The organism is Micromonospora sp. NBC_00421 (assembly GCF_036017915.1).
Taxonomy (GTDB): domain Bacteria; phylum Actinomycetota; class Actinomycetes; order Mycobacteriales; family Micromonosporaceae; genus Micromonospora.
The window spans coordinates 1,414,030-1,440,912 of the sequence record NZ_CP107929.1 but is presented as its reverse complement, the minus strand read 5'-3'; the positions used below and the strand labels follow the sequence as shown (position 1 = coordinate 1,440,912).

11 protein-coding genes are annotated in these 26,883 nt (G+C 73.3%); all 11 read right to left on the bottom strand.

Features of this window, described 5'->3' with window-relative positions:
• Window positions 1-28: 28 nt before the first annotated feature.
• Window positions 29-15,511 (bottom strand): type I polyketide synthase, encoded by a 15,483-nt coding sequence (locus tag OHQ87_RS06335; protein ID WP_328345806.1) that lies wholly within the window; start codon window positions 15,509-15,511, stop codon window positions 29-31.
• 40 nt (window positions 15,512-15,551) lie between these two features.
• Window positions 15,552-16,745 (bottom strand): cytochrome P450, encoded by a 1,194-nt coding sequence (locus OHQ87_RS06330; protein WP_328345804.1) that lies wholly within the window; start codon window positions 16,743-16,745, stop codon window positions 15,552-15,554.
• Window positions 16,746-16,782: 37 nt separating this feature from the next.
• Window positions 16,783-16,998 (bottom strand): DUF5988 family protein, encoded by a 216-nt coding sequence (locus OHQ87_RS06325; RefSeq protein WP_328345802.1) that lies wholly within the window; start codon window positions 16,996-16,998, stop codon window positions 16,783-16,785.
• A gap of 132 nt (window positions 16,999-17,130) precedes the next feature.
• Window positions 17,131-18,087, bottom strand: a complete 957-nt coding sequence (locus OHQ87_RS06320) for a Gfo/Idh/MocA family protein (RefSeq protein WP_328345800.1) — start codon at window positions 18,085-18,087, stop codon at window positions 17,131-17,133.
• Window positions 18,084-19,067, bottom strand: a complete 984-nt coding sequence (locus tag OHQ87_RS06315; RefSeq protein ID WP_328345798.1) for a Gfo/Idh/MocA family protein — start codon at window positions 19,065-19,067, stop codon at window positions 18,084-18,086. Before OHQ87_RS06315 ends, OHQ87_RS06320 begins: the two co-directional genes overlap by 4 nt.
• A 583-nt stretch (window positions 19,068-19,650) precedes the next feature.
• Complete coding sequence (locus tag OHQ87_RS06310; protein WP_328345796.1) at window positions 19,651-20,733, bottom strand: cellulose binding domain-containing protein; 1,083 nt, start codon at window positions 20,731-20,733, stop codon at window positions 19,651-19,653.
• A 150-nt stretch (window positions 20,734-20,883) separates the two neighbouring features.
• The gene (locus OHQ87_RS06305) at window positions 20,884-21,756 is read right to left on the bottom strand and encodes a sugar phosphate isomerase/epimerase family protein (protein WP_328345794.1); all 873 of its coding nucleotides are present in this window, start codon (window positions 21,754-21,756) and stop codon (window positions 20,884-20,886) included.
• 6 nt (window positions 21,757-21,762) lie between these two features.
• Window positions 21,763-22,947 (bottom strand): ABC transporter substrate-binding protein, encoded by a 1,185-nt coding sequence (locus OHQ87_RS06300; protein ID WP_328345792.1) that lies wholly within the window; start codon window positions 22,945-22,947, stop codon window positions 21,763-21,765.
• Window positions 22,948-22,959: 12 nt separating this feature from the next.
• Entirely contained in the window at window positions 22,960-23,943 is a 984-nt protein-coding gene (locus OHQ87_RS06295) for an ABC transporter permease (RefSeq protein ID WP_328345790.1), read from the bottom strand.
• A gap of 2 nt (window positions 23,944-23,945) precedes the next feature.
• Complete coding sequence (locus OHQ87_RS06290; protein ID WP_328345788.1) at window positions 23,946-24,920, bottom strand: ABC transporter permease; 975 nt, start codon at window positions 24,918-24,920, stop codon at window positions 23,946-23,948.
• 115 nt (window positions 24,921-25,035) lie between these two features.
• Window positions 25,036-26,547 (bottom strand): sugar ABC transporter ATP-binding protein, encoded by a 1,512-nt coding sequence (locus OHQ87_RS06285; RefSeq protein WP_328345787.1) that lies wholly within the window; start codon window positions 26,545-26,547, stop codon window positions 25,036-25,038.
• Window positions 26,548-26,883: the final 336 nt, after the last annotated feature.

Genomic DNA, 26,883 nt, shown 5'->3' with positions numbered 1-26,883 from the left:
ATCCTCCACGTTCGTTCGTCATCGGTGGTCAGCTCGTCGTGCCCAGCGCACGCTGGACGAGACCGGCGATGTCCAGGGCGTCGATCAGTTCCCCGTCGTCGTCCGCCGGGGGCGGCCCGGTATCCGGGCCGGTGGCGTCCACGTCGGCCAGTCCCAGCAGGGTCTCCAGCACGCCCGCCTCCCGGAACCGGGCGATCGGCACGGACGCGAGGACCCGCCGCAGGTCGTCCTCCCGCCCCGCCAGGTCGTCGTCGGCCTCCCGGAGCAGTTCGGCACGCAGGTAGCCGACAAGCGACTCCGGGGTGGGATAGTCGAAGATCAGCGTCGCCGGCAGGCGGAGCCCGGTCGCCGCGTGCAGGCTGTTGCGGAGGTTGACCGCGGCCAGCGAATCGAAGCCGACCTCCTGGAAGGGCTGCCTCGGCCCGATGCCCTCGGCGCTGCCGTGGCCCAGCACCGTCGAGGCGTGTCCACGGACCAGCCGGAGCAGAATCCGCTGCTGTTCGCTGTCGGTGACGTCGCGCAGGGAGTCCGCCAGCGACGCGGCGGTGTCGCTGTCACCGGTGTCGGGCTGCGACGCCGCCAGGGCGGCCTTCGCCTCGGGCAGATCCGTGAAGAGCGGGCTGGGCCGCACCGAGGTGTAGGCCGGGACGAAGGCGGCCCAGTCCATGTCGGCGACGGTCACGGACTTCTCGTTGCCGCCCACCGCCTGGACCATCGCGGTCACCGCCACCGGGGGGGCCATCGGCAGGACACCCCGGCGGCGCAGCTGGGCCAGGGCGGCCTCGTCCATGCCCACCCCGATCTGGTCCAGCGCGCCCCAGCCGATCGAGGTCGCCCGCAGGCCGCGGGCCCGACGCCACTCGATGAGGGCATCGAGGACGGCGTTCGCCGCACCGGACGGCCCCTGGCCGCCACCACCCCAGACCCCCGCGATCGACGAGAACACGACGAACGCGTCGAGCGGGGTGTCCCGGAACAGCTCGTCCAGCCACAGCGCGGTGTCCACCTTCGCGGCGAACACCCCGGCGAGGTCGCCCACGCCGGTGTCGTCGACGGAACTGGTCTGGGTGACGTCGGCGGCGTGCACCACGGCAGTCACCGGCTGCTCCGGGGCCGTCGCGGCCAGCAGGGCGGCGATCGCGTCCCGGTCGGCATCGGCGCAGGACTCGACCACCGTGGACAGGCCGAGCCCGGCCAGTGCGGCCCGCAGCTCCGGCACGCTGTCGTCGGGCGCGTGGGCGGTGGTGGTGACGACGAGCCGGTCGACGCCCGCCTGCGCCAGCCAGACGGCGGTGTGCCGGCCGAGCCCCTCCGCCCCACCGGTCACCAGGACCGTGCCCCGGGGTTGCCAGCCCCCGCCGCCCGCCGGCTCGGGTACGGGCTTGCGGACCAGCCGCCGACGGTAGGTGCCCGACCGGCGGATCGCGAGCTGGTCCTCGTCGACGCCGTTCAGCACCCCGAGCAGGGACTGTGCCGTGCGGGGGTCACTCGCCCCGGGCAGGTCGACCAGACCGCCCCAGCGGTCCGGCCGTTCGAGCGCGACGGCACGGCCGAGGCCCCAGAGCGCGGCCTGGGCAGGTGCGGTGACGGCGTCCTGGATGCCGATGTTCACCGCGCCCCGGGTCAGGCACCACAGCGGCGCGGTGACGGCCCGGTCGCCCAGGGCCTGCACCAGGGCGAGCGTCGTCGCCGCGACCTCGGTCGGGGTCCCGGGGTCCAGGGCGAGCAGGGACAGCACGCCGGTCAGGTCGTGGTCGGCCAGGGCCGTGGTCAGCCGGACACCGAGCCGTTCCCGGGTGCGGTCCGGCGCGTCGACCTCCAGCAGGGTCAGGTCGAGGCCCTGTCCGGCCAGGTCGGCGAGGAGCGCGTCGTCACCGTGCGCCGGCGGCACGACGACGAGCCACCGGCCGGCCGGCACCCCGGCGGCCTCCCGGTCCAGGGGCTGCCAGGTCACCTGGTAGCGCAGCTTCTCCGCGGTGGACATCTCGCGGCGCTTGCGCCGCCAGTCGGCCAGCACGGGGGCGACGGTGTCCAGCGCACCGCGCTGGTCGGGTGAGGCGAGTTCCAGCAACTCGGCGAGGGAGTCCAGGTCGGGACGCTCGAGCGCGGCCCAGAAGTCGGCGTCAGCGCCGTCTGTGCCCGGTTCGGCCGCGTCGGTGCCCGGGTCGGCCTCGTGCAGCCAGTAGTGCCTGTGGTCGAAGGCGTACGTCGGCAGGTCGACCCGGACCGGGACGGGCGGCAGCAGCGCGGCCCAGTCGACGGCCAGCCCCTGCACGAACAGCTCGGCCATCGAGGTCAGCAGCCGCCGCAGGCCACCGTCGTCGCGGCGCAGCGTCCCGACCACCAGCCCGTCGGTGATCTCGGCGATCGGCTGCACCAGCACCGGGTGCGCGCTGAGTTCCACGAACACGCCGTGGCCCTGGGCGACCAGGTCCGCCACCGCCGGGCCGAATCCGACCTGGCTGCGCAGGTTGCGGTACCAGTAGCCGCCGTCGACGACCCCGGCGTCGCGGATCCAGTCGCCGGTGACCGTCGAGTAGAACGGGACGGCCGGCGCCTGCGCGTCGATCCCGGCCAGCACGTCGGCGAGGGTGTGCCGGATGTCCTCGACGTGCCAGCTGTGGGAGGCGTAGTCGACGGCCACCCGCCGGACCCGTACCCCCTGGCCGGCCAGGAGTTCCAGGGCCTCGTCCAGGGCGTCGGCGTCGCCGGCGACCACCACCGAGGACGGGCTGTTGACCGCGGCCACCTCGACCCGGCCAGCCCAGGGCGTCAACCGCCCGAGCACGTCCTGCTCGGGCAGCGCGACCGAGGCCATGCCACCGCGACCGGACAGCTTCGCGGCGATCGCCTGGCTGCGCAGCGCCACCACCCGGGCGGCGTCCTGGAGCGAAAGCGCCCCGGCCACGCAGGCCGCGGCGATCTCACCCTGCGAGTGCCCGAGCACCGCATCCGGTCGTACGCCGACCGACGACCACACCGCCGCCAGGCCCACCATCACGGCGAACGACGCCGGTTGCAGCACGTCGACCCGCTCGGTCAGGTCGGCGGGGGTCTCGCCGCGCAGCACGTCCGGCAGGGACCAGTCGATCCACGGCTCCAGCGCGGCGGCGCACTCGGCGATCCGGGCGGCGAAGACCGGTGACGAGTCGAGCAGTTCCCGGCCCATGCCGACCCACTGCCAGCCCTGGCCGGGGAACACCCACACCACCCGGCCGGGCACGTCCACGCCGCCGGTGACCAGGCCCGGGGCGTTCTCACCCCGGGCCAACGTGCCCAGCCCGGCGAGCGCCTCGGCGTCGGTCTGCGCCACCACCACGGCCCGCCGGCCGAGCTTCGCGCGCCCCGAGAGCAGCGCACCGGCCACCCCGGCCAGCGGCACCGCACCGGCACCCTTGAGGAAGGACACCAGCCGGCCGGCCTGCCCGGCCAGCGCACCCGGGCTGCCCGCCGACACCACCAACGGCACCACCCCGGCCGGTACGACCTCCGGGGCGGCCGGCGCCGTCGGCGCGGCCGGCGCCTCCTCCAGGATCACGTGCGCGTTCGTCCCGCTGGCCCCGAAGGAGGACACGGCGGCCCGGCGCGGACGCCCGCCGCGTGGCCAGTCCCGCGCCTCGGTCAGCACCCGGACCGCCCCGGCCGACCAGTCGACCTTGGTGGTGGGGGTGTCCACGTGCAGCGTCGCGGGCAACAGCTCGTGCCGCAGCGCCTGCACCATCTTGATCACCCCGGCCACCCCGGCCGCCGCCTGGGTGTGCCCGATGTTCGACTTCAGCGACCCCAGCCACAGCGGACGGTCGGGGTCCCGGCCCTGCCCGTAGGTGGCCAGCAGGGCCTGTGCCTCGATCGGATCGCCCAGCGCGGTGCCGGTGCCGTGCCCCTCCACCGCGTCCACGTCGGCGGGCGTCAGGCCGGCGTTGGCCAGCGCGCTGCGGATCACCCGCTGCTGCGACGGGCCGTTCGGCGCGGTCAGCCCGTTGGACGCGCCGTCCTGGTTCACCGCGCTGCCACGCAGCAGTGCCAGGACCGGATGCCCGCGCTCCCGCGCCACCGACAACCGCTCCAGCAGCAGGACCCCGACCCCCTCGGACCAGCCGGTGCCGTCGGCGTCGTCGGCGTACGCCTTGCACCGGCCGTCGGCGGACAACCCCCGCTGCCGGGAGAACTCCAGGAACGCGTCCGGGCTGGCCATCACCGTCGCGCCGCCGGCCAGCGCCATCGAGCACTCGCCCTGCCGCAGCGCCTGGGCCGCGAGGTGCATCGCCACCAGCGAGGAGGAGCAGGCGGTGTCCAGGGTGACCGCCGGTCCCTCCAGGCCGAACACGTACGACACCCGACCGGAGGCCACGCTGGCCGCCGCCCCGGTCATCAGGTAGCCCTGCACGTCCTCGGGCACCCGGTGCAGCCGGGTCACGTAGTCGTGGTGGACGATGCCGGTGAAGACCCCGATGTCGCTGCCCTTGACCGACAGCGGGTCGATGCCGGCCCGCTCCAGCACCTCCCAGGAGGTCTCCAGCAGCAACCGCTGCTGCGGGTCCATCGCCAGCGCCTCGCGGGGCGAGATCCCGAACAGCGTGCCGTCGAACTGGGCGGCGTCGTAGAGGAACCCACCCGTACGGGTGTAGCTGGTGCCCGGGTGGGCGGGGTCCGGGTGGTAGAGGCCGTCGAGATCCCAGCCCCGGTCGACGGGGAAGCCGGCGACCGCGTCGTGCCGCTCCCGTACCAGGTTCCACAGTTCCTCGGGAGTGTCCGCGCCGCCGGGCAGCCGGGTGCTCATCGCCACGATCGCGATCGGCTCGTCGGAGACGGCAGCCCCGGCGGTGACTGGCAGCTCCGGGTGCTCACCGAGCAGTTCGGCGCGCAGGTGGGCGGCGAGGACCGCCGGCGTCGGGTAGTCGAAGACCAGGGTGCTGGGCAGCCGTACGCCGGTGAAGTCCTGGAGTCGGTTACGGAGCTTGACCCCGCTCAACGAGTCGAAGCCGAGGCTCTTGAAGGGCTGCTCCTCGTCGAACGCGTCCGAGTCCCGGTGGCCGAGGACGACGGCGGTGCTCTCCTTGACCAGGTCCAGCACGATCCGGAGCTGCTCGGCGACGGCCAGCCCGGCGAGCCGGTCCGACAGCCCCGCACCTGTCGCCCCGCCCCGGGGCACCACCCGGCGGGCGAGCGGTTGCGGTTGCGATTGCGGGTCACCGTCCACCGCCACGACGGCGGCGGCGTCGAGGGTCAACGGCACCGGGGCGACGGGGACGGCGGCGTCGAGGGTCAGCGGGCCGATCGTGGCGACGGGTTCGCCGTCGACGTCCGCCAGCTCCAGCAGGTGGCCGCCGTCTGGCGTCGGTGTCGTCCGCAGCCGCACGGCAGCGGCGCCCTGCGCGTACACCGTCATGCTCCGGCACGTCGCGATGTCCCGCTCGTCGTCGCCGGCCAGGACGCGCAGCGCGGCGTCGACGAGTCCCGGGTGGAGGGTGAACGCGGCGGCCTGCTCGGCCAGCTCGGCCGGGAGGCCGAGCTCGGTGCCCGACCGGTCCCGCCTGTCGAACGCCGGCGGCGGCACCCCGGGCACCAGCACGGCGCGGGCGTGGCAGGTCCACGACCCCGGCGCCGCGCCGTCGGGTAGGCCGTGGACGGCCACGCCACGACGTCCGTCCGCGCCGGGACCGGCCACGGTCACCCGCACCCGGGTACGCCCGGCCGCCGCGACCGTCAGCGGCGCTTCGACGACGATCTGGTCGAGGCTGCCGCAGCCGACCTCGTTGCCCGCCCGGACCAGCATCTCCAGCAGCACGGCGACCGGCACCCGGGGGGTCGGGCCGGGGAGCACCCCCGGGCTGCGTGGCGACAGCCGACCGGTGAGCACCAGGCCGCCGGTGTCGGGCACGTCGATCACGGTGCCGAGCAACGGGTGCCCGGCGCTTGTGGCACCGAGCGCCTCCGCGCCCCCGGTGGCGGTGTCGTCGGGCTCGGCCCAGTACCGCTCGTGTTGGAACGCGTAGGTGGGCAGCTCGGTTCCCACCCCGGTGGCACGCCTGCCGAGCAGGCCGGTCCAGTCGACGGGCACGCCCCGCACGTGCAGCGCCGCGACCGCGGCCACCAGGTCGGCGACCTCCGCGCCGTCCTTGCGCAGCACGGCGAGGCAGCTCTGCTCCGGTACGCCGAGCGTGGCGAGCGCCATCGCGGCCAGCGCCCCACCCGGCCCCAGCTCCAGGAAGGTCGTCGCGCCGTGCCCGCTCAGCGCGGTGACCGCGTCGCCGAACCGGACCGGGTGGCGGGCCTGGTCGACCCAGTACTCCGGGGTGCCGAGCTGGCCCTCCCCGGCGAGCGCGCCGGTCAGCGTGGACACGACGGGCAGGTCGCCCGGCCGGAACGACAGGTCCGCCAGCACCGCGCGGAACTCGTCGAGCATCGGCGTCATCAGCGGTGAGTGGAAGGCGTGGCTGACCGGAAGTCGTCGCGTCTTGCGGCCCCGACCGGCCAGTTCGGCGGCGACGGCGAGCACGACGTCCTCGTCGCCGGAGAGCACCACCGCGTCGGGGCCGTTGACCGCCGCGACGCAGACGACCCCCTCCGACCCGGCGAGCAGCGGCGCGACCTCGGCCTCGGTCGCCTGGACGGCGACCATCGCGCCACCGGTGGGCAGGTCCTGCATCAGCCGGCCCCGGGTGGCGACCAGTCTGGCCGCCCCGTCCAGGTCCAGCACCCCGGCGACGTGGGCGGCGGTGATCTCCCCGACCGAGTGGCCCGCGAGCAGGTCGGGGCGTACCCCCCAGGACTCGACCAGCCGGAACAGCGCGGTCTCCAGGGCGAACAGCGCGCCCTGCGTGTAGACGGTCTGGTCGAGCAGCTCACCGTCGGAGGCGAAGACCACGTCACCCAGCGGGCGCGACGCGTGCCGGCCCAGGTGCCGGTCCACGGCGGCGCAGGCGGTGTCGAACGCGGCACGGAAGACCGGGAAGGCTGCGGCGAGCTCGCGTCCCATGCCGGCCCACTGACTGCCCTGGCCGGTGAACAGGACGGCCAGTCTGCCCGGGACCGGGGTGCCGGAGACGATCCCGGGGCCCGTCGCGCCACGCTCGACGGTACACAGACCGGTGCCGGCCTGCCCCCGGTCGGCGGCCAGCACGACCGCCCGGTGTTCGAGGTGGGCGCGGGTGGTCACGAGGGCGTGTGCCGCATCGGTGAGGTGTACGTCGGACCGGTCGGCGAGGAACCGGGCGAGCCGACCCGCCTGGCCGCGCAGGCCGGCAGCCGTCCGCGCCGACACCACGACCGGGACCGGGAAGCCGCTCGACTCCGGCCCAGACTCCGGCTCCGACGCCGACTCCGGCGGGTCGGTGACCGGCTGGTCGGGAGCCGCTTCCAGGACGACGTGCGCGTTGGTGCCGCCGATGCCGAAGGACGACACCGCGGCCCGGCGGGGCCGGCCGGTGTCCGGCCAGTCACGCGCCTCGGTCAACAGCTCCACCGCGCCCGAGGACCAGTCCACGTTGCGCGACGGACGGTCGACGTGCAGCGTCCGGGGCAGCACGCCGTGCCGCATGGCGAGCACCATCTTGGCGACGCCCGCGACCCCCGCCGCGGCCTGGGTGTGCCCGATGTTCGACTTCACCGACCCCAGCCACAGCGGCCGGTCGGCCGGTCGGTCCTGGCCGTAGGTGGCGAGCAGCGCCTGCGCCTCGATCGGGTCGCCGAGCGTCGTGCCGGTGCCGTGCGCCTCCACGACGTCCACGTCCGAGGGTCGCAGGCCCGCGTCGGCGAGTGCCTTCAGGATCACCCGCTGCTGCGACGGGCCGTTCGGCGCGGTGAGCCCGTTGGACGCGCCGTCCTGGTTCACCGCACTGCCCCGGACCACTGCCAGCACCTGGTGACCCCGGCGGCGGGCCTCCGACAGCCGCTCCACGAGCAGCAGTCCCACCCCCTCGGACCACCCGGTGCCGTCCGCGCCGTCGGCGAACGCCTTGCACCGGCCGTCGGGCGCGAGGCCACCCTGCCGGGAGAACTCGACGAACGTCTCGACGGTGCCCATCACCATCACACCCCCGGCGAGGGCCATCGTGCACTCGCCGCGGTGCAGCGCCTGCGCCGCCAGGTGCAGCGCCACAAGCGAGGAGGAGCAGGCGGTGTCGACGGTGATGGCCGGCCCCTCGAAGCCGAAGTGGTAGGAGACCCGGCCGGAGACGACACTGCCCGAACTTCCGGTGAGGCGGAAACCCTCGGTGCCGGCCGCCTGGAGGGTGCGGGTGTCGTAGTCGTGGCTGTTGACGCCGACGAAGACCCCGACCTCCTGCCCGGCGAGCGTGGTCGGGTCGATCGCGGCCCGCTCGAACGCCTCCCATGACGTCTCCAGCAGCAGCCGCTGCTGCGGGTCCATCGCCAACGCCTCGTTCGGTGAGATGCCGAAGAAGGCCGCGTCGAAGCCGGCGGCGTCGTCGAGGAACGCGCCGTGGCGCACGTACGAGGTGCCCGGGTGGTGCGGATCCTCGTGGTAGACCCGGTCGGTGTCCCACCCCCGGTCGGCGGGGAACTCGGTGACCGCGTCGACCCCGTCGGCCACCACCCGCCACAGGTCCTCCGGGCCGTGCACGCCCCCGGGGAAGCGACAGGCCATCGCCACGATCGCGATCGGCTCGTCGGTCGTCGGGGCAGGTGCACCGGCTGCGGCCGGCTGGCGCGAGGTCCCACCGAGCAGCCTGGTGTGCAGGTACCCGGCGAGCGCGGCCGGTTTCGGGTAGTCGAAGACCATCGCCGGGGACAGGGTGAGCCCGGTCGCGGCGGCCAGCCGGTTGCGCAGTTCCACGGCGGTGAGCGAGTCGAAGCCGGCGTCCTTGAAGCTGCGCCCGGGGTGCACGGCGTCGGCGTCGGCGTGGCCGAGCACCGCGGCGGCGTGTCCGCGTACCAGGTCGAGCAGGAGTTCGGTCTGCGCGGTCTCGGCGAGTCCGGCGAGGCGCCCGGCCAGCGACGTGGGGCCGGTGGCGCTGCCGGCCCTCGGCCGCGGCGCCGGGGCCAGCGCGCGGAGCAGCGGCGGGACCGGGTCGCCGGCCACGGCGGCCCGCCGCAGGGCGGGCAGGTCGAGTTTCGCCGCCACCACCGTGTCGGCCAGGCCGAGGGTGGCGTCCAGCAGCGCCATGCCCTCGGCGGCGGACAGGCCGGTCATGCCGGTACGCCGGTGGCGGCTCAGGTCCGCGACCCCCAGGTGCCGGGTCATGTCGCTGGCCTGCGACCAGTAGCCCCAGGCGAGGGAGACGGCGGGCAGCCCGAGCCGGTGCCGCTGCCGGGCGAGCGCGTCGAGACACGCGTTGGCCGCGGCGTAGTTGGCCTGCCCCGGGTTGCCCAGCACGCCCGCCGCCGAGGAGAACAGCACGAACGCGGCGAGGTCCAGGTCCCGGGTGAGCTCGTGCAGGTGGAGCGCCGCGTCCAGCTTCGGCCGCAGCACGGTGTCGAGGCGTTCCGGGTGCAGTTCGGTGAGCACCCCGTCGTCGAGGACGCCGGCGGTGTGCACCACGGCGGTGAGCGGATGCGCGGCCGGCACCGCCGCCAGCACGTCCCGCAGCCGGTCCCGGTCCGCCGCGTCGCAGGCGACGACGTCTACCGACGCCCCCAGCGCGGTCAACTCGGCGTGCAGCTGCGGGGCGTGGCCCCGCCGGCTGAGCAGGACCAGGTGCCGGATGCCGTGCGCGGTGACGAGATGACGGGCCGTGGTGGCCCCCAGGGTTCCGGTGCCACCGGTGATCAGCACGGTGCCGTCGGGGTCGAGTCGACGGTGCGGCGTCGGGACGTCAGGCGAGAACCGGACCAGCCGGGGCACCTCCGCGACGCCGTCGCGCACCCGCACCTGCGGCTCGCCGCTGTGCAGCACCGCCGGCAGCGCGGGCCGGGACGCGTCGTCGAGGTCGACCAGCACGATCCGGCCCGGGTGCTCCGACTGCGCCGACCGCACCAGGCCCCACACCGCTGCGACGTCGAGCGCGGTGTGGTCACCGGTGACCACGACCAGTCGCGTGTCGGCCAGGGCCGGTTCGGCGAGCCAGGTCTGCAGTAGCGTCAGCGCGGCGTCGGCCGCCGTACGGGGATCCCCGGTGACCGCCTCGTAGTGCAGGACGTCAGGTGGTGTCGCCGCCGCCGTGGCGACGTCCCCGCCGGTGGTGACGGGCACGATGTCGACGGCGCGGTCCACGGGCGGCAGCGGCAGCGCGGTCCACTCGACCCGGAACAGGGCGTCGGGCGGCAACGCACCGCCGGCCGGTTCGTCGGCCTCGGCGGTGCCGAGCACCCCGTCGGCGGTCAGCACGGGTCGCCCGGTGGCGTCGGTAAGCGTCAGCGCGGTCCCCTGCGGCGACGTCGGGCCCGGCCGGACCTGCACGGCGGTGGCCCCCGAAGCCAGCAGGGTCACCCCGGTCCACCGGGTCGGCTGCGTGCCGTCGGGCAGGACGGCGCGGACGGCCGCGTCGAGCAGGGCGGGGTGCAGCCCGTAACGGTCGGCGTCCCGTGCCGCGCCCTCGTCCAGGTCGACCTCGGTGGCGACTCCGGGCATCGGGCGGGTCGGCAGGGTGACGGTGGGGGCGAGGGTGCCGTGCGCGTGGCGGGTCCATGGCGCGTCGAACGGGGCCTGCGCGGCACGGGAGTGGATCGCCACGGACCGCCGCCGCGTCCCGTCGGGTTCGCCGACGACGACCCGGATGTCACGGCCGCCGCGCGCCGGCAGCAGCACGGGCACCTCGACGGTCAGGTCGTCGAGGACGGGGGTGTCGGCCAGGTCACCGAGCCGGATGGCCACCTCGACCAGGGTCGCGTTCGGCACCGCGACGGTTTCCGCGCCGAGGTGCTCCGCGAGCCACGGAAGAGCCCGCGACGACCACCGCGAGGTGGCCGCGAAGCCGGCCGAGTCCGGCAGGCTCACCACCGCGCCGAGCAGGGGGTGTGCCGTGGTCTCCTGGCCCAACGACGTGGCGTCCGTGGTGGTGGGTGTCGACCGCAGCCAGTAGTGCCGCCTGTCGAACGCGTAGGTCGGCAGGTCCACCCGGCCGGACACCGGCGGGAACATCGCGGCCCAGTCGACCGCCACCCCCCGGACGAACAGCTCGGCCATCGAGGCCAGCAGCCGGCGCAGGCCACCGTCGTCGCGCCGCAGGGTGCCGGTCACCAGCACGTCGGCGTCGGCCACCAGTTCGCTGATCGGCTGGACGAGCACCGGATGCGCGCTCACCTCGACGAAGACGCCGTACCCCTGGTCGACCAGGGCGGCGACGGCCGGGCCGAACCGCACCTGGGCACGCAGGTTCCGGTACCAGTAGGCGCCGTCGACCACCCCGGCGTCGCGGACCCATCCGCCGGTCACGCAGGAGTAGAAGGGCACCACCGGCGCCTTCGCCTCGACCTGCGCCAGCGCCTCGGCCAGGATCTCCTCGACGTCCGCCACGTGCCGGGTGTGCGAGGCGTAGTCCACCGCCACCCGCCGTACCCGCACACCCCGCGCCGCCAGCGCCGCCGACGCCTCGTCCAGCGCTTGGACCTCACCGGCGATCACCACCGACGACGGCCCGTTGACCGCGGCGACCTCCACCCGGCCCGCCCAGGGCGTCAGGTGTGCGGTCACCTCGTCCTCACCCGACGCCACCGACGCCATGCCGCCGTGGCCCGACAGGGTCGAGGCGATGGCCCGGCTGCGCAGCGCCACCACCCGCGCCGCGTCCCGGAGCGACAGCGCCCCGGCCACGCAGGCCGCCGCGATCTCACCCTGCGAGTGACCCACCACCGCGTCCGGCCGGACCCCCACCGACGACCACACCGCCGCCAGGCCCACCATCACCGCGAACGACGCCGGTTGCAGCACGTCGACCCGCTCGGTCAGGTCGGCGGGGGCCTCACCGCGCAGCACGTCCCGCAGGGACCAGTCGATCCACGGCTCCAGCGCGGCGGCGCACTCGGCGATCCGGGCGGCGAAGACCGGCGAGGTGTCGAGCAGTTCCCGGCCCATGCCGACCCACTGCGTCCCCTGGCCCGGGAACACCCACACCACCCGGCCCGCCACCTCCGCGCCGCCGGTCAGCACACCGACCGCCTGCTCACCACGGGAGAGCGCATCCAACCCGGCCGACGCCTCGTCCACCGAGCCCGCCACCACCACCGCGCGCTCGGACCACACCGCCCGCTGCGACACCAACGCCCCGGCCACCCCCGCCAACGGCAGACCGGACCGCGCGACGAACCCGGCCAGCCGACCCGCCTGACCCGCCAACGACACCGGGCTGCGCGCCGACACCACGAGCGGCACCACCTCCGCCGCCACCGGCGGGGCCACCTCGGCGACGGCCGGCTCCTCGGCCGCCTCCTCCACGATCACGTGCGCGTTCGTCCCGCTCACCCCGAACGACGACACCCCGGCCCGACGTGGACGACCCTCAGGGGTCCACTCCCGGGGCTCGGTCAACAGCGCCACGGCACCGGCGGACCAGTCCACCCCCACCGCCGGGGCGTCGACGTGCAGCGTCGCCGGCAGCACCCCGTGCCGCAGCGCCTGGACCATCTTGATCAGACCGGCGACACCGGCAGCCGCCTGGGTGTGCCCGATGTTCGACTTCAGCGACCCCAACCACAACGGCCGATCCGCGTCCCGGTCCTGACCGTACGTCGCCAGCAGCGCCTGCAACTCGATCGGATCACCGAGCGTCGTCCCCGTACCGTGCCCCTCCACCGCGTCCACCTCGGCCGGCGACAGGCCCGCCGCGGCCAGCGCCCGACGGATCACCCGCCGCTGCGCCAGACCGTTCGGGGCGGTCAGGCCGTTCGACGCGCCGTCCTGGTTCACGGCGCTGCCCCGGACCACCGCCAGCACCCGGTGGCCGCGCTCCCGGGCCACCGACAGCCGCTCCAGCACGACCACGCCCGCGCCCTCGGCCCAGCCGGTGCCGTCGGCGGTGGCGGCGTACGCCTTGCACCGGCCGTCCGGGGCGAGCGCCCGCTGCCGGGAGAACTCCACGAAGGTGTCCGGGTTCGCCATCACCGTCGCCCCGCCGGCCAGCGCCAGGGAACACTCGCCCTGCCGCAGGGCCTGGGCGGCGAGGTGCACCGCCACCAGCGACGACGAGCAGGCGGTGTCCACGGTGATCGCCGGCCCCTCGAAGCCGAACACGTAGGACACCCGCCCCGATGCCACGCTGGTGGCCGACCCCGTGGTGGTGAAGCCCTCCAGCTCCGGCGCGTCGACGCCGGTGCCGTAGCCGTGGCCGAAGACGCCGGTGAACACGCCGACGTCGGTGCCCTTCAGCGACGAGGCGTCGATGCCGGCCCGCTCCAGCGCCTCCCACGAGGTCTCCAGCAGCAACCGCTGCTGCGGATCCATGGCCAGCGCCTCACGCGGCGAGATCCCGAAGAACCCCGCGTCGAACAGCCCGGCATCGCGCAGGAAACCACCGTGCCGGGTGTACGAGGTGCCGGTGCGGTCCGGATCCGGGTCGAACAGCCGATCGAGGTCCCAGCCCCGGTCGTCGGGGAACTCGGCGACCGCGTCGACACCGGCGGCCACCAGGTCCCACAGCTCCTCCGGCCCGCTCACCCCACCGGGCAGCCGGCAGGCCATACCCACGATGGCGACGGGTTCGTCGAAGTCGGCGACCGGCACCGGCTCGTCGACCGTCCGGTCGACGCCGAGGAGCTCGGCCCGCAGCCAGGCGGCCAACGCCAGCGAGGTGGGATGGTCGAAGACAACGCTGGTCGGCAGCCGCAGCCCGGTGCCCGCCGTCAACCGGTTGCGCAGTGCGACGACGGCCAGCGAGGTGAAGCCCAGGTCGCGGAACGCCCGGTCGGCCGGGACCGACCCGGGCCCCGGCTGTCCCGACACCGCCGCCGCCTGGGTGCGGACCAGGTCGTCCAGGAGGGCCAGTTGGGCCGGTTCGTCGAGTGCGGACAGCCGACGCCGCAGGGTCGCCGCGACGGCGTCGTCGGGCTCGGCGACGGTCGTCAGCGCGTCGTGGTGCTCGGTCGCCGCGTACACCACCCGGCCGGGCTGTTCGGCCAGCAGCCGCCGCTGGACCTTGCCGGAGGCGGTGCGGGGGATGTGCGTCACCTCGCGGACCTCGGCGGGCACCTTGTAGGCGGAGAGCCGCTCGCGGCACCGGCTCAGCAGGGCCTGGACGTCGAACCCGGTGTCGCCGGGGATCACGTACGCCACCGGCACCTCGCCGAGCGTGTCGTGCGGCAGGCCCGCCACGGCGGCGTCGGCGACCCCGGGGACGGTCCGCAGCACCGCCTCCACCTCCGTGGGGTGGATGTTCTCCCCACCGCGGATGATCAGCTCCTTGCTCCGCCCGCAGATGGTGAAGTACCCGGCGTCGTCCCGCCGGGCCAGGTCTCCGGTGCGGAACCAGCCGTCGCGCAGTGCCTCGGCGGTCGCCTCCGGGCTGTCGTGGTAGCCGACCATGACGTTCGGCCCACGGACCCACACCTCCCCCTCGACCCCGGCGGGACGGTCCACTCCGGTACCGGGGTCGACGATGCGCACCTCGACGCCCGGCACGGGCAGGCCGCAGGATCCGTCGACCCGCCGGCCGTCCGGCGGGTTGATGGTGATCGCCCCGCAGGTCTCGGTGCTGCCGTACGCGTCGACGAGCGGCACCCCGAAGGTCTCCTCGAACTCCCGGCGCAGCCCGGCGGCGAGGACCGCTCCGCCGGCCAGGCCGATCCGCAGGTGGGGTGCCGAGAAGCCGTGCTGCCGGGCCGCCGTCACCAGGTGCTGGTAGGTGGTGGGCACCCCGGCCAGGAAGGTCGACTCCTGCTCCCGGAGCACCCGGAGCACGTCCGACGCGGAACTGCCGTCCATGATCCGGGCGGTGGCACCGACCACGGTGACGGACAGCACGCAGGCGATGTGCGAGAGGCTGTGGAACAGCGGGAGCGGCCAGAGCACCCGGTCCCGGTCGGTCAGCCCGGGAATCGGCACGTAGCAGGAGGCGACGGACCAGAGACAGTTGCGCTGGGTCGACAGCACACCCTTGGGGTGGCCGGTCGTCCCCGAGGTGTAGAACATCCAGGCCACGTCGTCGAGACCGAGGTCGTCGCGGGCCGGCTGGTCCGGTTCGGCATCGGCGAGCGCGTCGTACGACAGCGTCCCGGTCGGCACCTCGGCACCGGTCACCAGCACCGTCAGGTGCGGCATCGACCGGAGCCTGCCGGCCTGTGCGGCATCGGTGACGATCACCGTGGCGCCGCTGTCGGACAGCAGGTACTCCAGCTCGGCCTGCGCCGAGGCGGGGTTGAGCGGCACCCCGACGCCGGCGGCGCGCACGATCGCGAGGTAGCTCTCCACCGTCGACACCGACTGGGGCAGCCAGATGGCCACCCGGTCACCGGGCCGGACGCCGAGGCCCCCCAGGTGCCCCGCGAGCCGCCGGGTCCGCGCCTCGAGGTCGCGGTACGTCACCGCCCGCCGGTCGTCCTCGAAGGCCACCTTGCCGGGAAACCGGGCCGCGTTCTCCTGGAGCGTGACGGGCAATGGCCTGATGAGGTCGGTGCGCACGGCGGGGCAGGTCCTTTCGAGGATCAGCGGAGCGGAACGCTCACCAGCGGACGGGGAGGTTCTTCACCGCGAAGACGGAACCCTGCAGGCGCAGCGGCACCTCGTCGGCCGGGACGGCCAACCCCAGGTCGGGGAAGGCCTGCAACAGTGCCGACAGCCCGGTACGCAGCTCGATCCGGGCGAGGTTCTGACCGAGGCACTGGTGGACGCCGAAGCCGAACGCCACGTGGCCCGAGGTCTCCCGCTCGATGTCCAGTTTCGCGGGGCACCCGAACTTGGCCGGGTCACGGTTGGCCGCCGGCAAGGACACCGTGACGGTGTCCCCCTTCCTGATCAACTCGCCGTGGAGCTTGAGGTCCTCCAGCGCGGTGCGGTACGTGTGGTACTGGTTGACCGTCAGGTAACGCAGCAGTTCCTCGATCGCGGCGTCGAGCCTCGCCGGTTCCGCCCGGAGCAGGGCCAGCTGGTCCTGGTGGTGCAGCAGGGCGAACACGCCGACTGCCAGCGCGCTCTCCGTGGTCTCGTAGCCCGCGAACAGCAGCAGCGTGACGATGTTGCGTACCTCCTCCCCGGTCAGCTCCTCGTCGGCGACCAGGGCACTGATCAGGTCGTCGCCGGGCTGCTGTCGACGCCTGTCGATGACCTCGTCGAAGAACGCCCCCGCCTCGGCGTAGGCGGCGGCCGCGGCCGCCGGGTCCGCCTCGGCGTCGTGCAGGAGGATCACCGCGTGCAGATAGCGGTCGCGTTCCGCGTACGGCAGGCCGACCAGCTCGGACAACACCCGCAGCACCAGCGGCCGGGCGAAGGTCTCGACCAGGTCCACAGGTGCTCCGTGCGCCCGCATGACCTCGATCTGCTCCGCGGCGACGGCCTGCACGTGCGACGTCAACCGACTGGTCCGCCGGACGGTGAACTCCCCGGTCAGCAGCCGGCGGTACCGGGTGTGCTCGGGCGGGTCCATGTGGATGAACATCCCGGGGATCAACGGGTGGGTCGGGATCACCTGCCCCTGGTGCGTCACCGGGAAGTGACCGACCTCGCAGCTGTGGCTGAACCGCAGGTCGCTGAGGACCTCCCGCACCAGGTCGTAACTGGAGACGATCCAACCGACGTGCCCGTCCGGGTAGCGCATCCGGGCGAGCGGACGCTGTTCCCGCAGCTCGTCGAAGATCGCCGGCGGGTCGAACTTGTCGGTCCGCGCCCACGGCTGCTCGAAGGAAATGGCGTCGGTCATGGAATCCTTCTCCCTCGGAAAATGGTGGGTGAGCGGTTTATTCGGCGATTCTCGTGCGCCCGGCCCAGCGGAACACCGCCACCTCGCAGCCGTTCACCGTCCGGTACTCACCGTCGTGGACGAAATGCTCGTAGCCGGCCCCGTGTCGAATCTTGAGTGTTTGTCCCAACGCCGCCTCCGGGACGCTGCGCTGCGCCGACGACAGATCGACCGGCCCACCACTGAGGACGACTTCCACCTGCGTGACACTCATCTGGTCTCCCATTTCGCCGGGTCGTTTCCGCCTGAACCTGGGCACGCGATTCCCGCACCGACAATGTCGGCGCCATCCTCGCGAAAGGTGATCGACAGGTCCGGATCCCGAGGTCGGCCAGGGCCGACGTCGTCATCCGACGTCGACGGGCTGCCCGGTGCGCATCGATTCGTAGGCGGCCTGGATGATCCGCTGCGTGCGTAACCCGACCTCGCCGTCGGGGCCGGCTCCCTTGCCGGTGTCGATCGTGTCGAGGAATTCCCGGAGCATCAGCGGATACCGGTCCTCCCCACCCGTTTCCCGCCGCTCACCGCCGGTGGCGGCGTCGAACCCGCCGAGCAACCGGGGCGCGGCGTCGTACTCCACGCTCGCCCGGTCCCCGACGAGGGTCAGCGTCGGTCCGGCCGCCGGCGACCTGCTCCAACTGCAGTCGAGCGTGGCGACCACCCCACCGCGGTAGGTGACGGTGAGCACCGCGGCGCTCTCGACGCCCTGCCCCCCACCGAGCACGTCGTTCGCCTGCGCGTACACCCGCTCCGCCGGTGCCCCGTCGAGCACCGTGTCCACCAGGTCGAGCAGGTACGGGGCGTTGGCGGCGACGGCGCCCAGGCCGGCCACCGGCGGGGTGTGGTATGCGCCGTGGATGGTCGTCAGGGTGCCGACGACGCCGTCGGCGATCCCCCGACGGATCGCGGCGAACGCCTCGCCGTAGCAGGCCGGGGAGGCGAGGGTGAGCCGGACACCCGCCATGTCGCAGGCGTCCACCATCTCCTTGACGTCCGACTCGGTGAGCGCCAGCGGCTGTTCGCACAGCACGAACGCCTCCGCCTCGGCCATCCGCTCGACCACCTCCCGGCGACGGCCGACCTCCCCGGTGACCACGACGGCGTGTGGACGCCACTGCGTGACCTCGTCCCAGTCGTCGGCGTAGGGCACCCCGAGCTGTCCGGCGAGGGTCCGGCCCCGTTCCTGGTCGTCGGCGGTGCCGTCGGGGTCGGCGACGAGCAGTTCGACGTCGGGCAGGTCGTGCAGCAGACGGGCGTAGGCCTCGGCGCGCTCGTGCGCGAGGGACAGGACGGCGACCTTCATGCGGCTCCCTTCACAGGCAGTTCCACGGCGCGGCCGGTCCAGGCGGACTCCGCTGCCGCCTGGGTGATGCGGACCGCGGCCAGCGCGTCCCGGGCACCCAGTCGCGGTTCGGGGCCACCCAGGAAGGCCTGGGCGAACTCGCGCATCTCGGTGGCGAACACCGACCTGCCGGCGTAGCCGAAGCCGCCGGCCTCGCCGTCGGCCACCCGGACCTCCTGGGGCCACTCGGAGTCGTAGCTCACGCTGCCCCCGGTGCCCGCGACGTGGAACGTCACCCGTACCGGCGGCTTCGGCGTGGCCGTCCACCGGCTCACGATCTGGCTGATCGCGCCGTTGGCGTGGGTGAGGACGGCGGTGCCGGTCGCCACCGCCCCCTGCGGGGCCGGTGCGGCGATCTCGCCCTGGTAGCAGGCGTACACCCGGACCACCTCCCCGAAGATCCAGTAGGCCAGGTCCGCGCCGTGCAGCAGTTGGTCGGTCAGGATCCCGCCGGACCGCGCCGGCACCGACCCCGTCCAGGGCCTCGGGTGGTACGCGGAGAACTGGAACCGCGCGGTCGTGCCCTCGCCCAGGCCTCCGGACGCCACCAGCTCGTGCAGTCGCGCGAAAGCCGGCGCGAACCGTACGTCGTGGGCCGGGTAGAGCCGCACCCCGGCGCGCTCGGAGGCGTCGACGATCTCCTCGGCCTCGGCGGTGGTGGCCGCCAACGGCTTCTCGCACACCACGCCCACGCCTCTGGCCATGGCGGTCAGGGCGATCTCCCGGTGGGTGCCGGTCGGGGTGCAGATGTCCACGGCGTCGGCACCGTCCAACGCCTCGTCCAGCGAGCCCACGGCCCGCGCCCCGAACTCACGCGCCAACTCGGCGGCCCGGCCGTCGTCGGAACAGACCCGGACGGCCGCCCCGGCGCCGATCCACGCCTCCAGGTGCAGGCGCGCGATCAGTCCCGCGCCGATCAGAGCCACCTCAAGTTGTCGCATGGCAAGTCCAGACCTTCCCTCCAGCTGCCGGACCCACGGAACTCACAGGTACGGATCTATGCCTGGTTAGACTCGCCCACCCCGCTGGTCAGGGGCCATTACCAACGTGGGTAGTTCGGGCCGGTGACCAGGTCGCCGCGTTCCCGCCGGCCGCACCGGCCCGGCCCGGCCCACCCGTCGGCGCGGCTGGCGGGACCAGGCGGGGTGACCGTGCGGCACCGCAGACCCGACTGTCGAGTGCGCTTCCGGTCGACCGGATGTGCTCGGTTCGGCCTCCGCTGGCGCGCGGTCCGGCGACGCCACAGGCGGACGCTGACGGTTCCGCAGGCGAGCGGGTGGTCCGGGTGGCTCAGGAAGCGTCGTCCGGGATGGTCTCCTCCGGGCGGCTACGGGGGCACTGATGAGGCGGCGCAGGGGCCGGAACATCCCGCTGCGGCACGCTGACCCCACCGCGGGCCGACTTCACGCCACCGACCGACCTTCCTCCCCCCGCCGCAGCGGCGTACCCCGACACCATCGCCGGGGTACGCCACCCGGGATCGGGCCCGCCTGCGAACCGCGGTGCCGCCGGGCACCTGGCGGCCTACCGGACGGTGAAAATCAGCGGGTTCGAGATGCCGACGCCCCCGTGGGAGTCGTAGACCCGGACGGTGAAGGTGGACGACGTGGCGGCCGCCAGGTCCACCGGGAACTGGTAGCGCTGCCCGCTGCTGGTCGTGGTCGTGGCCACCCGGGTCGTGCCGAGGTACAGCTCCGCCCGGCCGACGACGTCCCCGGCATCGGTGTCGGTGGCGTCCGCCACCAGCGTCACGGTCGTCGGTTCGAGGAAGTACGTCTGCCCGCCGGGGGTGCTCAGCGCCACCGCCGGCGGTCGGTTGGTGCCGGTGGACGCGGGCGTCACCACCGTGACCAGCCGCGGCGGCGCACCGCCGGACAGCGACTGGTCGGTGCCGGCGGAGACGTTCAGCACGAAGGTGGTGCTGGTGCCGGGCTCCCCGGCCGGTGGGGTCCACTGGGTCTCGTACCGGTCACCGGCGGTCTTCACCCCCTGCGCCACAGTGACGCCGTTCACCCGGAACGACACCGAGGTGATGTAGTGGCCGCCGCCCACCGTCGCGGTCGCCGCCAGCGGGACGGGCCCCGGCCCGGTGTAGACCGCGCCGGCGGCAGGGCCGAGCCACGTGACGATCGCCGGATAGTCGGCGACCGGCGGCGTCGTCGTCGTCCCGGTAGGCGTCATGCTGGGCCGGACGCCGCCGGTGCAGGCGACACCGTTGAGCGTGAACGACGCGGGCACGGGGTTGTTGCCGAACCAGGAGCCGACGAAGCCGATGTTCACCGTGGCGTTGGTGCCCAGGGTCGCGTTCCAGCCCAGGTTCGTTGCGCTGACCTGCTGGCCCGACTGGCTCCAGGTGGCGCTCCAGGTCTGCGCGAGCAGCTGGTCGACGGCGGGAAAGGCGAACCGCAGCGTCCAACCGTTGACGGTGTCGCCCAGGTTGGTGATCGTGATGTCGGTACTGAAACCACCGGTCCACTGGCTGCTGACGACGTAGTCCACCCGGCAGCCGGCCGCCGCGTTCGCCGCGCTGGACTGCGCGAGCACGGCGACCATCCCGGTCAGGGCGACGACGGCGGCCATGACGACGGCCGTCAGTGACTTCCTCATGACGCACCCCACCCAGTTAATATCGGTATCCATAAATGCGTATGCCGACTGTCCTGTGGTTCCACTTTCCTGTCAAGCCACCACCGACGGTCCTGCCGCCGGCAGGACCGTCGGTGGTCGGCCCCCGTACGGCACATCCGTCGAACCGCCTCAGCCGGCCGCGGCCGGCGGATCGGCGGTGGCCGCCCGGAGGTAGCGCAGGCCGTCGGTGGCGAGCCGGTCCTGCGAGGGGGCCAGTGGACGCCAGATCGCCGCGGCGGTGGCGATGGTCTCGTTCTCCGCCGTGAACGACTCGATGCAGAGCGCGCCCCGGTAACCGGTGTCCCGCAGCACGGCGAAGAAGCGCGGCCAGTCGAAGTGGTCCGCACCGGGTGCGCCCCGGTCGGTGCCGCTGACCTGGACGTGCTTGATGTGCGGGCCAGCGGCGGCGAGGGCCGCGTACGGATCGGACTCCTCGATGTTCATGTGATAGGTGTCGATCATGATGCCGACGCTCGACGGCAACCCGTCGATCAGCTCCACCGTCTGCGCGACGGTGTTGACCACGCTCGTCTCGTAGCGGTTCAGCGCCTCGACCCCGATGCTGACGCCCTGCTCGCCGGCCTGCTCGGCCACCGGCGTCAGCGCCCGCCGGAACTCCGCGTAGCAGGCCGCCCGCGCCGCCGCCGACATCCGCCAGGTGCGGCCGACCGAGGCGTACACCGGGCCGCCGACGCACGGCGCGCCGACGGCCGCCGCGGCAGTCACGCACCCCGTGAGGTACGCGACTGTCGACTCCACGACGGCCGGGGCGGCGTTCACCAGGTCCCGCCCCGGCGGGGTGACCGCGCAGACGCCGGCCGCGACCAGACCGTGCGCGGCCAACAGATCCCGGGTACGGGCCGGATCCCAGTCGCCGGGCTGTTCGATGGGCAGTTCGACCGCGTCGAAGCCGAACGACGCGATCCGCGGGACCAATTCGGCGAGGGCCGCGTCGTCGACAGGCGAGGCCCACACCCAGGGGTTGACACCGATGGCGTACACCGGGACCTACTTCCAGCGCTGCGGGTAACCGGGCAGGTCGGTGCAGCCGCACATCGCGTAGTGCAGCGGCGGCATGTCCGCGTCGAGGTACTGGTCCAGATTGTCCTGGGTGATTGTCGGCTGGGGCAGCTTCCACGGGCTGGACACCTGCTGGCCGTCGAGGATCCGCAGCGCGGCGACGATCGGCGTACGCCACTGGTAGGTCGGGTAGGTCGGCGCGATGGCGGTGAGCTTCTTGTCCTTCCAGATCTTCAGGAAGTCGAGCTGGTCCTCGCCGTTGATCGGCGGCACCGGCTTGCCCGCGTCCTGGAACGCCTCGACCGCCGCGACGGCGACCGCGCCGGCGTCCATCCAGACGCCGTCGATGGTGCCGTACCGCTGGATGTAGTCGTCGACGATCTTCTTGGTCTTGGCCGGGTCGCCGTCGGTGAACTCGACCCCCACGACGTCCACCTTCGCCTTGTCGAACGCCACCTTCGCGGCCGACCAGCGGGTTTCCAGGACGTCGACGCCGGGCAGGATCCGCAGGGCGAGGACCTTACCGCCGGGCTTCATCTTCTGGCTGACGAACTCGGCACCGACGTGGCCGAAGCCGTAACCGCCGATCGGGTTGATGAACGTCACCGGGCACTTCGTGTCGACGCCACGGTCGAACACGACCACCGGCAGCCCGGCCTTACAGGCCGCCTCGACGGCCGGGGTGAGCGTGGCGGTGGTGTTCGGCGAGACGATGAGCGCGTCGCAGCCCTTGCCGAGCAGGTCGTTGATGTCCGCGATCTGCTTCTGGTCCTTGCCCTCGGCATCGACGTGCACGAACTCCTTGATGCGGCTCTTCTGCGCCTCCACCTCGGCCTGCATGGTCTTGAAGCCGACCTGCCGCCACGGATTGTTCAAGGCCGCGTTGGAGAAACAGATCTTGTGCGGCCCGGCCTTCCTGAACTTCGCGGTGTCCACCATGGCCGGATTGAGCACCTGCTCCCACGGCTTGTCCGCCGCGCCGGTCGGGGTGGCGCCGAGCAGCGCCAACTCCGCGTCGTAGTCGGCCTGCACGAAGAACTTCGACTGCTCCCCGGTGCCCGACCCGGCGGCGGAGGAGGAACCGCCCGAGGGCCCCGCGCCCGGTTCGTCGGTGGCACAGGCGGTGAGGGACAGCAGGGTGACGGCGGCCAGCGCCGCCATGGAACGTCGCACTATGGATTCCCCTTATCGTGACGAAGAACGGGTTGCCGAGACCGCCACGGCGAGCAGGATGATCGCGCCCTGGACGGTGGACCTGAGGGCGCCGGAGACGCCGTAGAAATTCATCAGCGCGAACAGCAGTTCGAGGGTCAACGCGCCGAGCATCGCGCCGACGACCGAGCCGCGCCCCCCGCCCAGGGCGACGCCGCCGAGGACGACAGCGGTGATCGCACCGAACTCCAGGCCCGCACCGGCCTGGAACGACACCCCGCTGTAGCCGCCCAGCAGGATCGCCGCCACGGCCGCCGCCAGCCCGCTGAGGATGAAGGCGACGGTCCGGGTACGCCAGACGCGTACCCCGCTCAGCTGCGCGGTGCGCGGGTTGTCGCCGACGGCGACCAGGGTCCGGCCGAAGTCCGACCGCATCAGCAGCACCGCGAGCACCGCGACGGCCACCAGGACCAGCAGCGCGTACGGCACCCGGCCGAGCAGCGGCACGTCCTCGACCGCCCGCCGGCCGAACCGCCGGAACTCCTCGGAGAGACCGCCCTTCGGCGCGCCGTCGGACCACAGGTACACCGCGCCGACCAGGATCAGGAACATGCCGAGGGTGGTGATGAACGACGGCACCCGCAGGCGTGTCGTGATCAGGCCGTTGACCAGCCCGACCAGCGCCCCGAAGCCGAGCAGGAGCAGCACCACCGGCCAGGTGCGGGCCGGGTCGCCGTCGATCAGCCGGGCCGCGACCACCACCTGGGCGGTGACCAGCGAGCCGACGGAGAGGTCGAACTCGCCGGAGACGATCACGAAGTACTGGCCGGCGGCGAGCAGGATGATCGGTGCGGAACGCCCCAGGAAGGACATCAACGACGGCGGGTCGAGGAAACTGGGCTGCCGGATGCCGACGAGCACCAGCAGCACCGCGAGGATGGCCAGGATCGGCAGCACCCCGCCGGGGCGAAGCCGGACACGGCGCAGTGACAGCGGACGACGCTGGACGAGCTGCATGGCTAGGCCGCCGCCTTTCGCAGAGCCCGACGGGCGTAGACGGCGACCGCGGCGATGATGATGACGCCCCTGATCACCTGCTTGAAGAACGCGTCGACCTCGAGCTGGTTGAAGATCGCGTCGATGCTGGCGAGCAGCAGCACCCCGCCGACGGTGCCGACGACACCGCCGCGCCCACCGGCGAGCGCGGTCCCGCCGATCACCACCGCGGCTATCGACTCCAGGTCGTAGAGGCCCTCGGTGCCCACCCGGGGCGCGCCCGAACCGAGCCGGCTGGCCAGGTAGATCCCGGCGAGCCCGGCACACAGCGAGCACAGCACGTGCGCGGTGACGAGCACCCGGTCGTTGCGGACGCCGGAGAGCCGGGCGACCTCCGGATCACCGCCGACGGCGACCAGGTGGTGACCGAAGCGGGTCCGGGACAGTACGAACCAGGCCGCCGCGGTCACCGCGAGCAGCAGCAGGAACGACAGCGGCACCGGGCCGACGCGCTGATAGCCCAGCGACTGCACCAGGCCGGGTGAGGTGCTGCCGGCCGGGCCGTCGTAGTTGCTGTCGAGGTACCCCTTGAGCAGCAACCCGACGCCGAGGGTGGCGATGAACGCGTTGACCCGGAACCTGGTCACGAGCAGCCCGTTGAGCAGTCCGACGCCGGCACTGACCGCCAGCGCCAGGCCGATCGCCGGCAGCAGCGCGCCGTCGCTGCCGTTCATCGTCTCGGCCGCGACGAGGGTGCTCAGGCTGATCACGTACGCCACGGAGAGGTCGAGCGAACCGCCGAGGATGACCAGGGTCTGGCCGACGGCGACGAACCCGAGACCGGCGGCGACGTGCAGCAGGCTCACCGTCGTGGACTGGTTGAACAACTGGCCGCCGTCGACCAGGACGACCAGCCAGCCGATCGCGAGGGTGAGGGCCAGCGCCACGAACACGCCCGGCACCGGCCGTCGGGCCGGCAACAACGACAACACGCTCACCGGACGGTCTCCGTTCGCGACTGCGGGGCTCGCAAACCCGGCTCACTCCTCGCACTCACCAGAGCCATCCCCGTTCGCGACTGCGGGGCTCGCAAACCCGGCTCACTCCTCGCACTCACTGGGCGCCAGCCCTCACGTGGCCTACGGCCAGGGCGACCACGTCCTCCTCGGTCGCGCCGGCGGGCAGCTCGCCGGCGATCCGGCCGTCGCGCATGACGACGATCCGGTCGCTCATCCCCAGCAGCTCGGGCAGGTCGGACGAGATCATCAACACGGCTGCGCCGTCGCGGGCCAGCCGGCGGACGAGATCGTGGATGGCCGACTTCGCGCCCACGTCGATGCCCCGGGTCGGCTCGTCGAAGAGCAGGACCTGCGGGTCGAGCGCGAGCCAGCGGGCCAGCACGACCTTCTGCTGGTTGCCGCCCGACAGGAAACGGATCTCCTGGTCGTCGCCGGCGGCGCGGACCTCGACGGCGGCGAGCAGCTCCCGCACCCGGGCGGTACGGGCGGCGCGACCGGACCGGGCCGCGAAGACCGCCCGGCTGGCGAGCAGCGCGTTGTCGAGCACCGACTGTCGGGGCACGATGCCCTCCCCCTTGCGGTCCTCGGTGACGTAGGCGATGCCGGCCCGCATCGCGGTCCGGGGCGAGCGCAGCCGGACCGTTCTGCCGTCGAGTGTCACCTCGCCGGTGGTGAACGGGTCGACGCCGAACAGCGCGCGGGCCAGCGCGGACCGCCCGGCGCCCTGGAGACCACCGACGCCGAGCACCTCCCCGGCTCGCAACTCGACGTCGATGCCACGCAGTTTCCGGTTCCCCGCGTCGCGGGCGGTGAGCCGCACCGGGCCGAGGTCGGCGGGGCGGGCCCGGTCCGGGTAGTAGCTGGACAGCTCCCGGCCGACCATGTGCCGTACCAGGGTGTCGGTGGTGGTGTCGGCGGTGTCCACGGTGGTGACCCGGCGGCCGTCCTTGAGGACGGTGATCCGGCCGGACAGGTCGAAGACCTCGGTGAGCCGGTGCGAGACGTACAGCAGGCCGATGCCCCGCTGCTGGAGCCGGCGTACCAGGCCGTAGAGCAGTTCGACCTCGTGGTCGGCCAGGGCCGCGGTCGGCTCGTCCATGATGAGCAGCCGGGCGTCCAGGGCGAGCGCCTTGGCGATCTCGACGACCTGCTGCTGGGCGACGCCGAGGCGGCCCACCTGGGCGTCGGCCGCGAGGGTGGTCTCCCCGATCGAGGCGAGAAGCCGGCTGGTGCGGTCGAGCATCGCCCCGCGGTCGACCAACCCGCGGCGCACCGGCTCGTGTCCCAGGTAGACGTTCTCCGCGACGGTGCGCTCCGGCAGCAGATTGAACTCCTGGTGGATGATGCCGACCCCGGCCCGCTGCGCGTCGCGCGGGCCCCGGAAGACGCGCGGTTCACCGGCGACCTCGACGGTGCCCTCGTCCGGGGCGTACCCGCCGGAGGCGATCTTCATGAGGGTGGACTTGCCGGCGCCGTTCTCACCGACGACGGCGTGCACCTCGCCCGGCGCGACGTCGAGGTCGACACCGTCGAGGACGCGTACCCCGAAGAAGGACTTGCCGATCCCCCGGAGGGTGAGCAGCGACGCCGGTGGTGGGTCTGACATTCCGGGAACCCTCACAGAAAGTAGTCATCGACGTGATCGCCACCCCACGTCCGGCTCGTGCATCGAGTCGGACGGGAGTACTTTCGCTGTCTGCCACGGGTGCTTACGTCTCGTCGAAGCAAACTTTCCTTGACATCGACGAAACATCACACGTATGAAGATAGATGTTTCGATGCTTGTCCACAATCCTCCTCCCGATGCAATTCCCAGGCACGCCCCCCGATCAGCACCGCCGCCGCGTCGAGGGGTCCGCAGCCGGCTGCCACCAACAGGTCGAAACATCGAACCTTCCCCAATCCATTGACAGTCATCGATGACTCAATCATCCTGACCTCG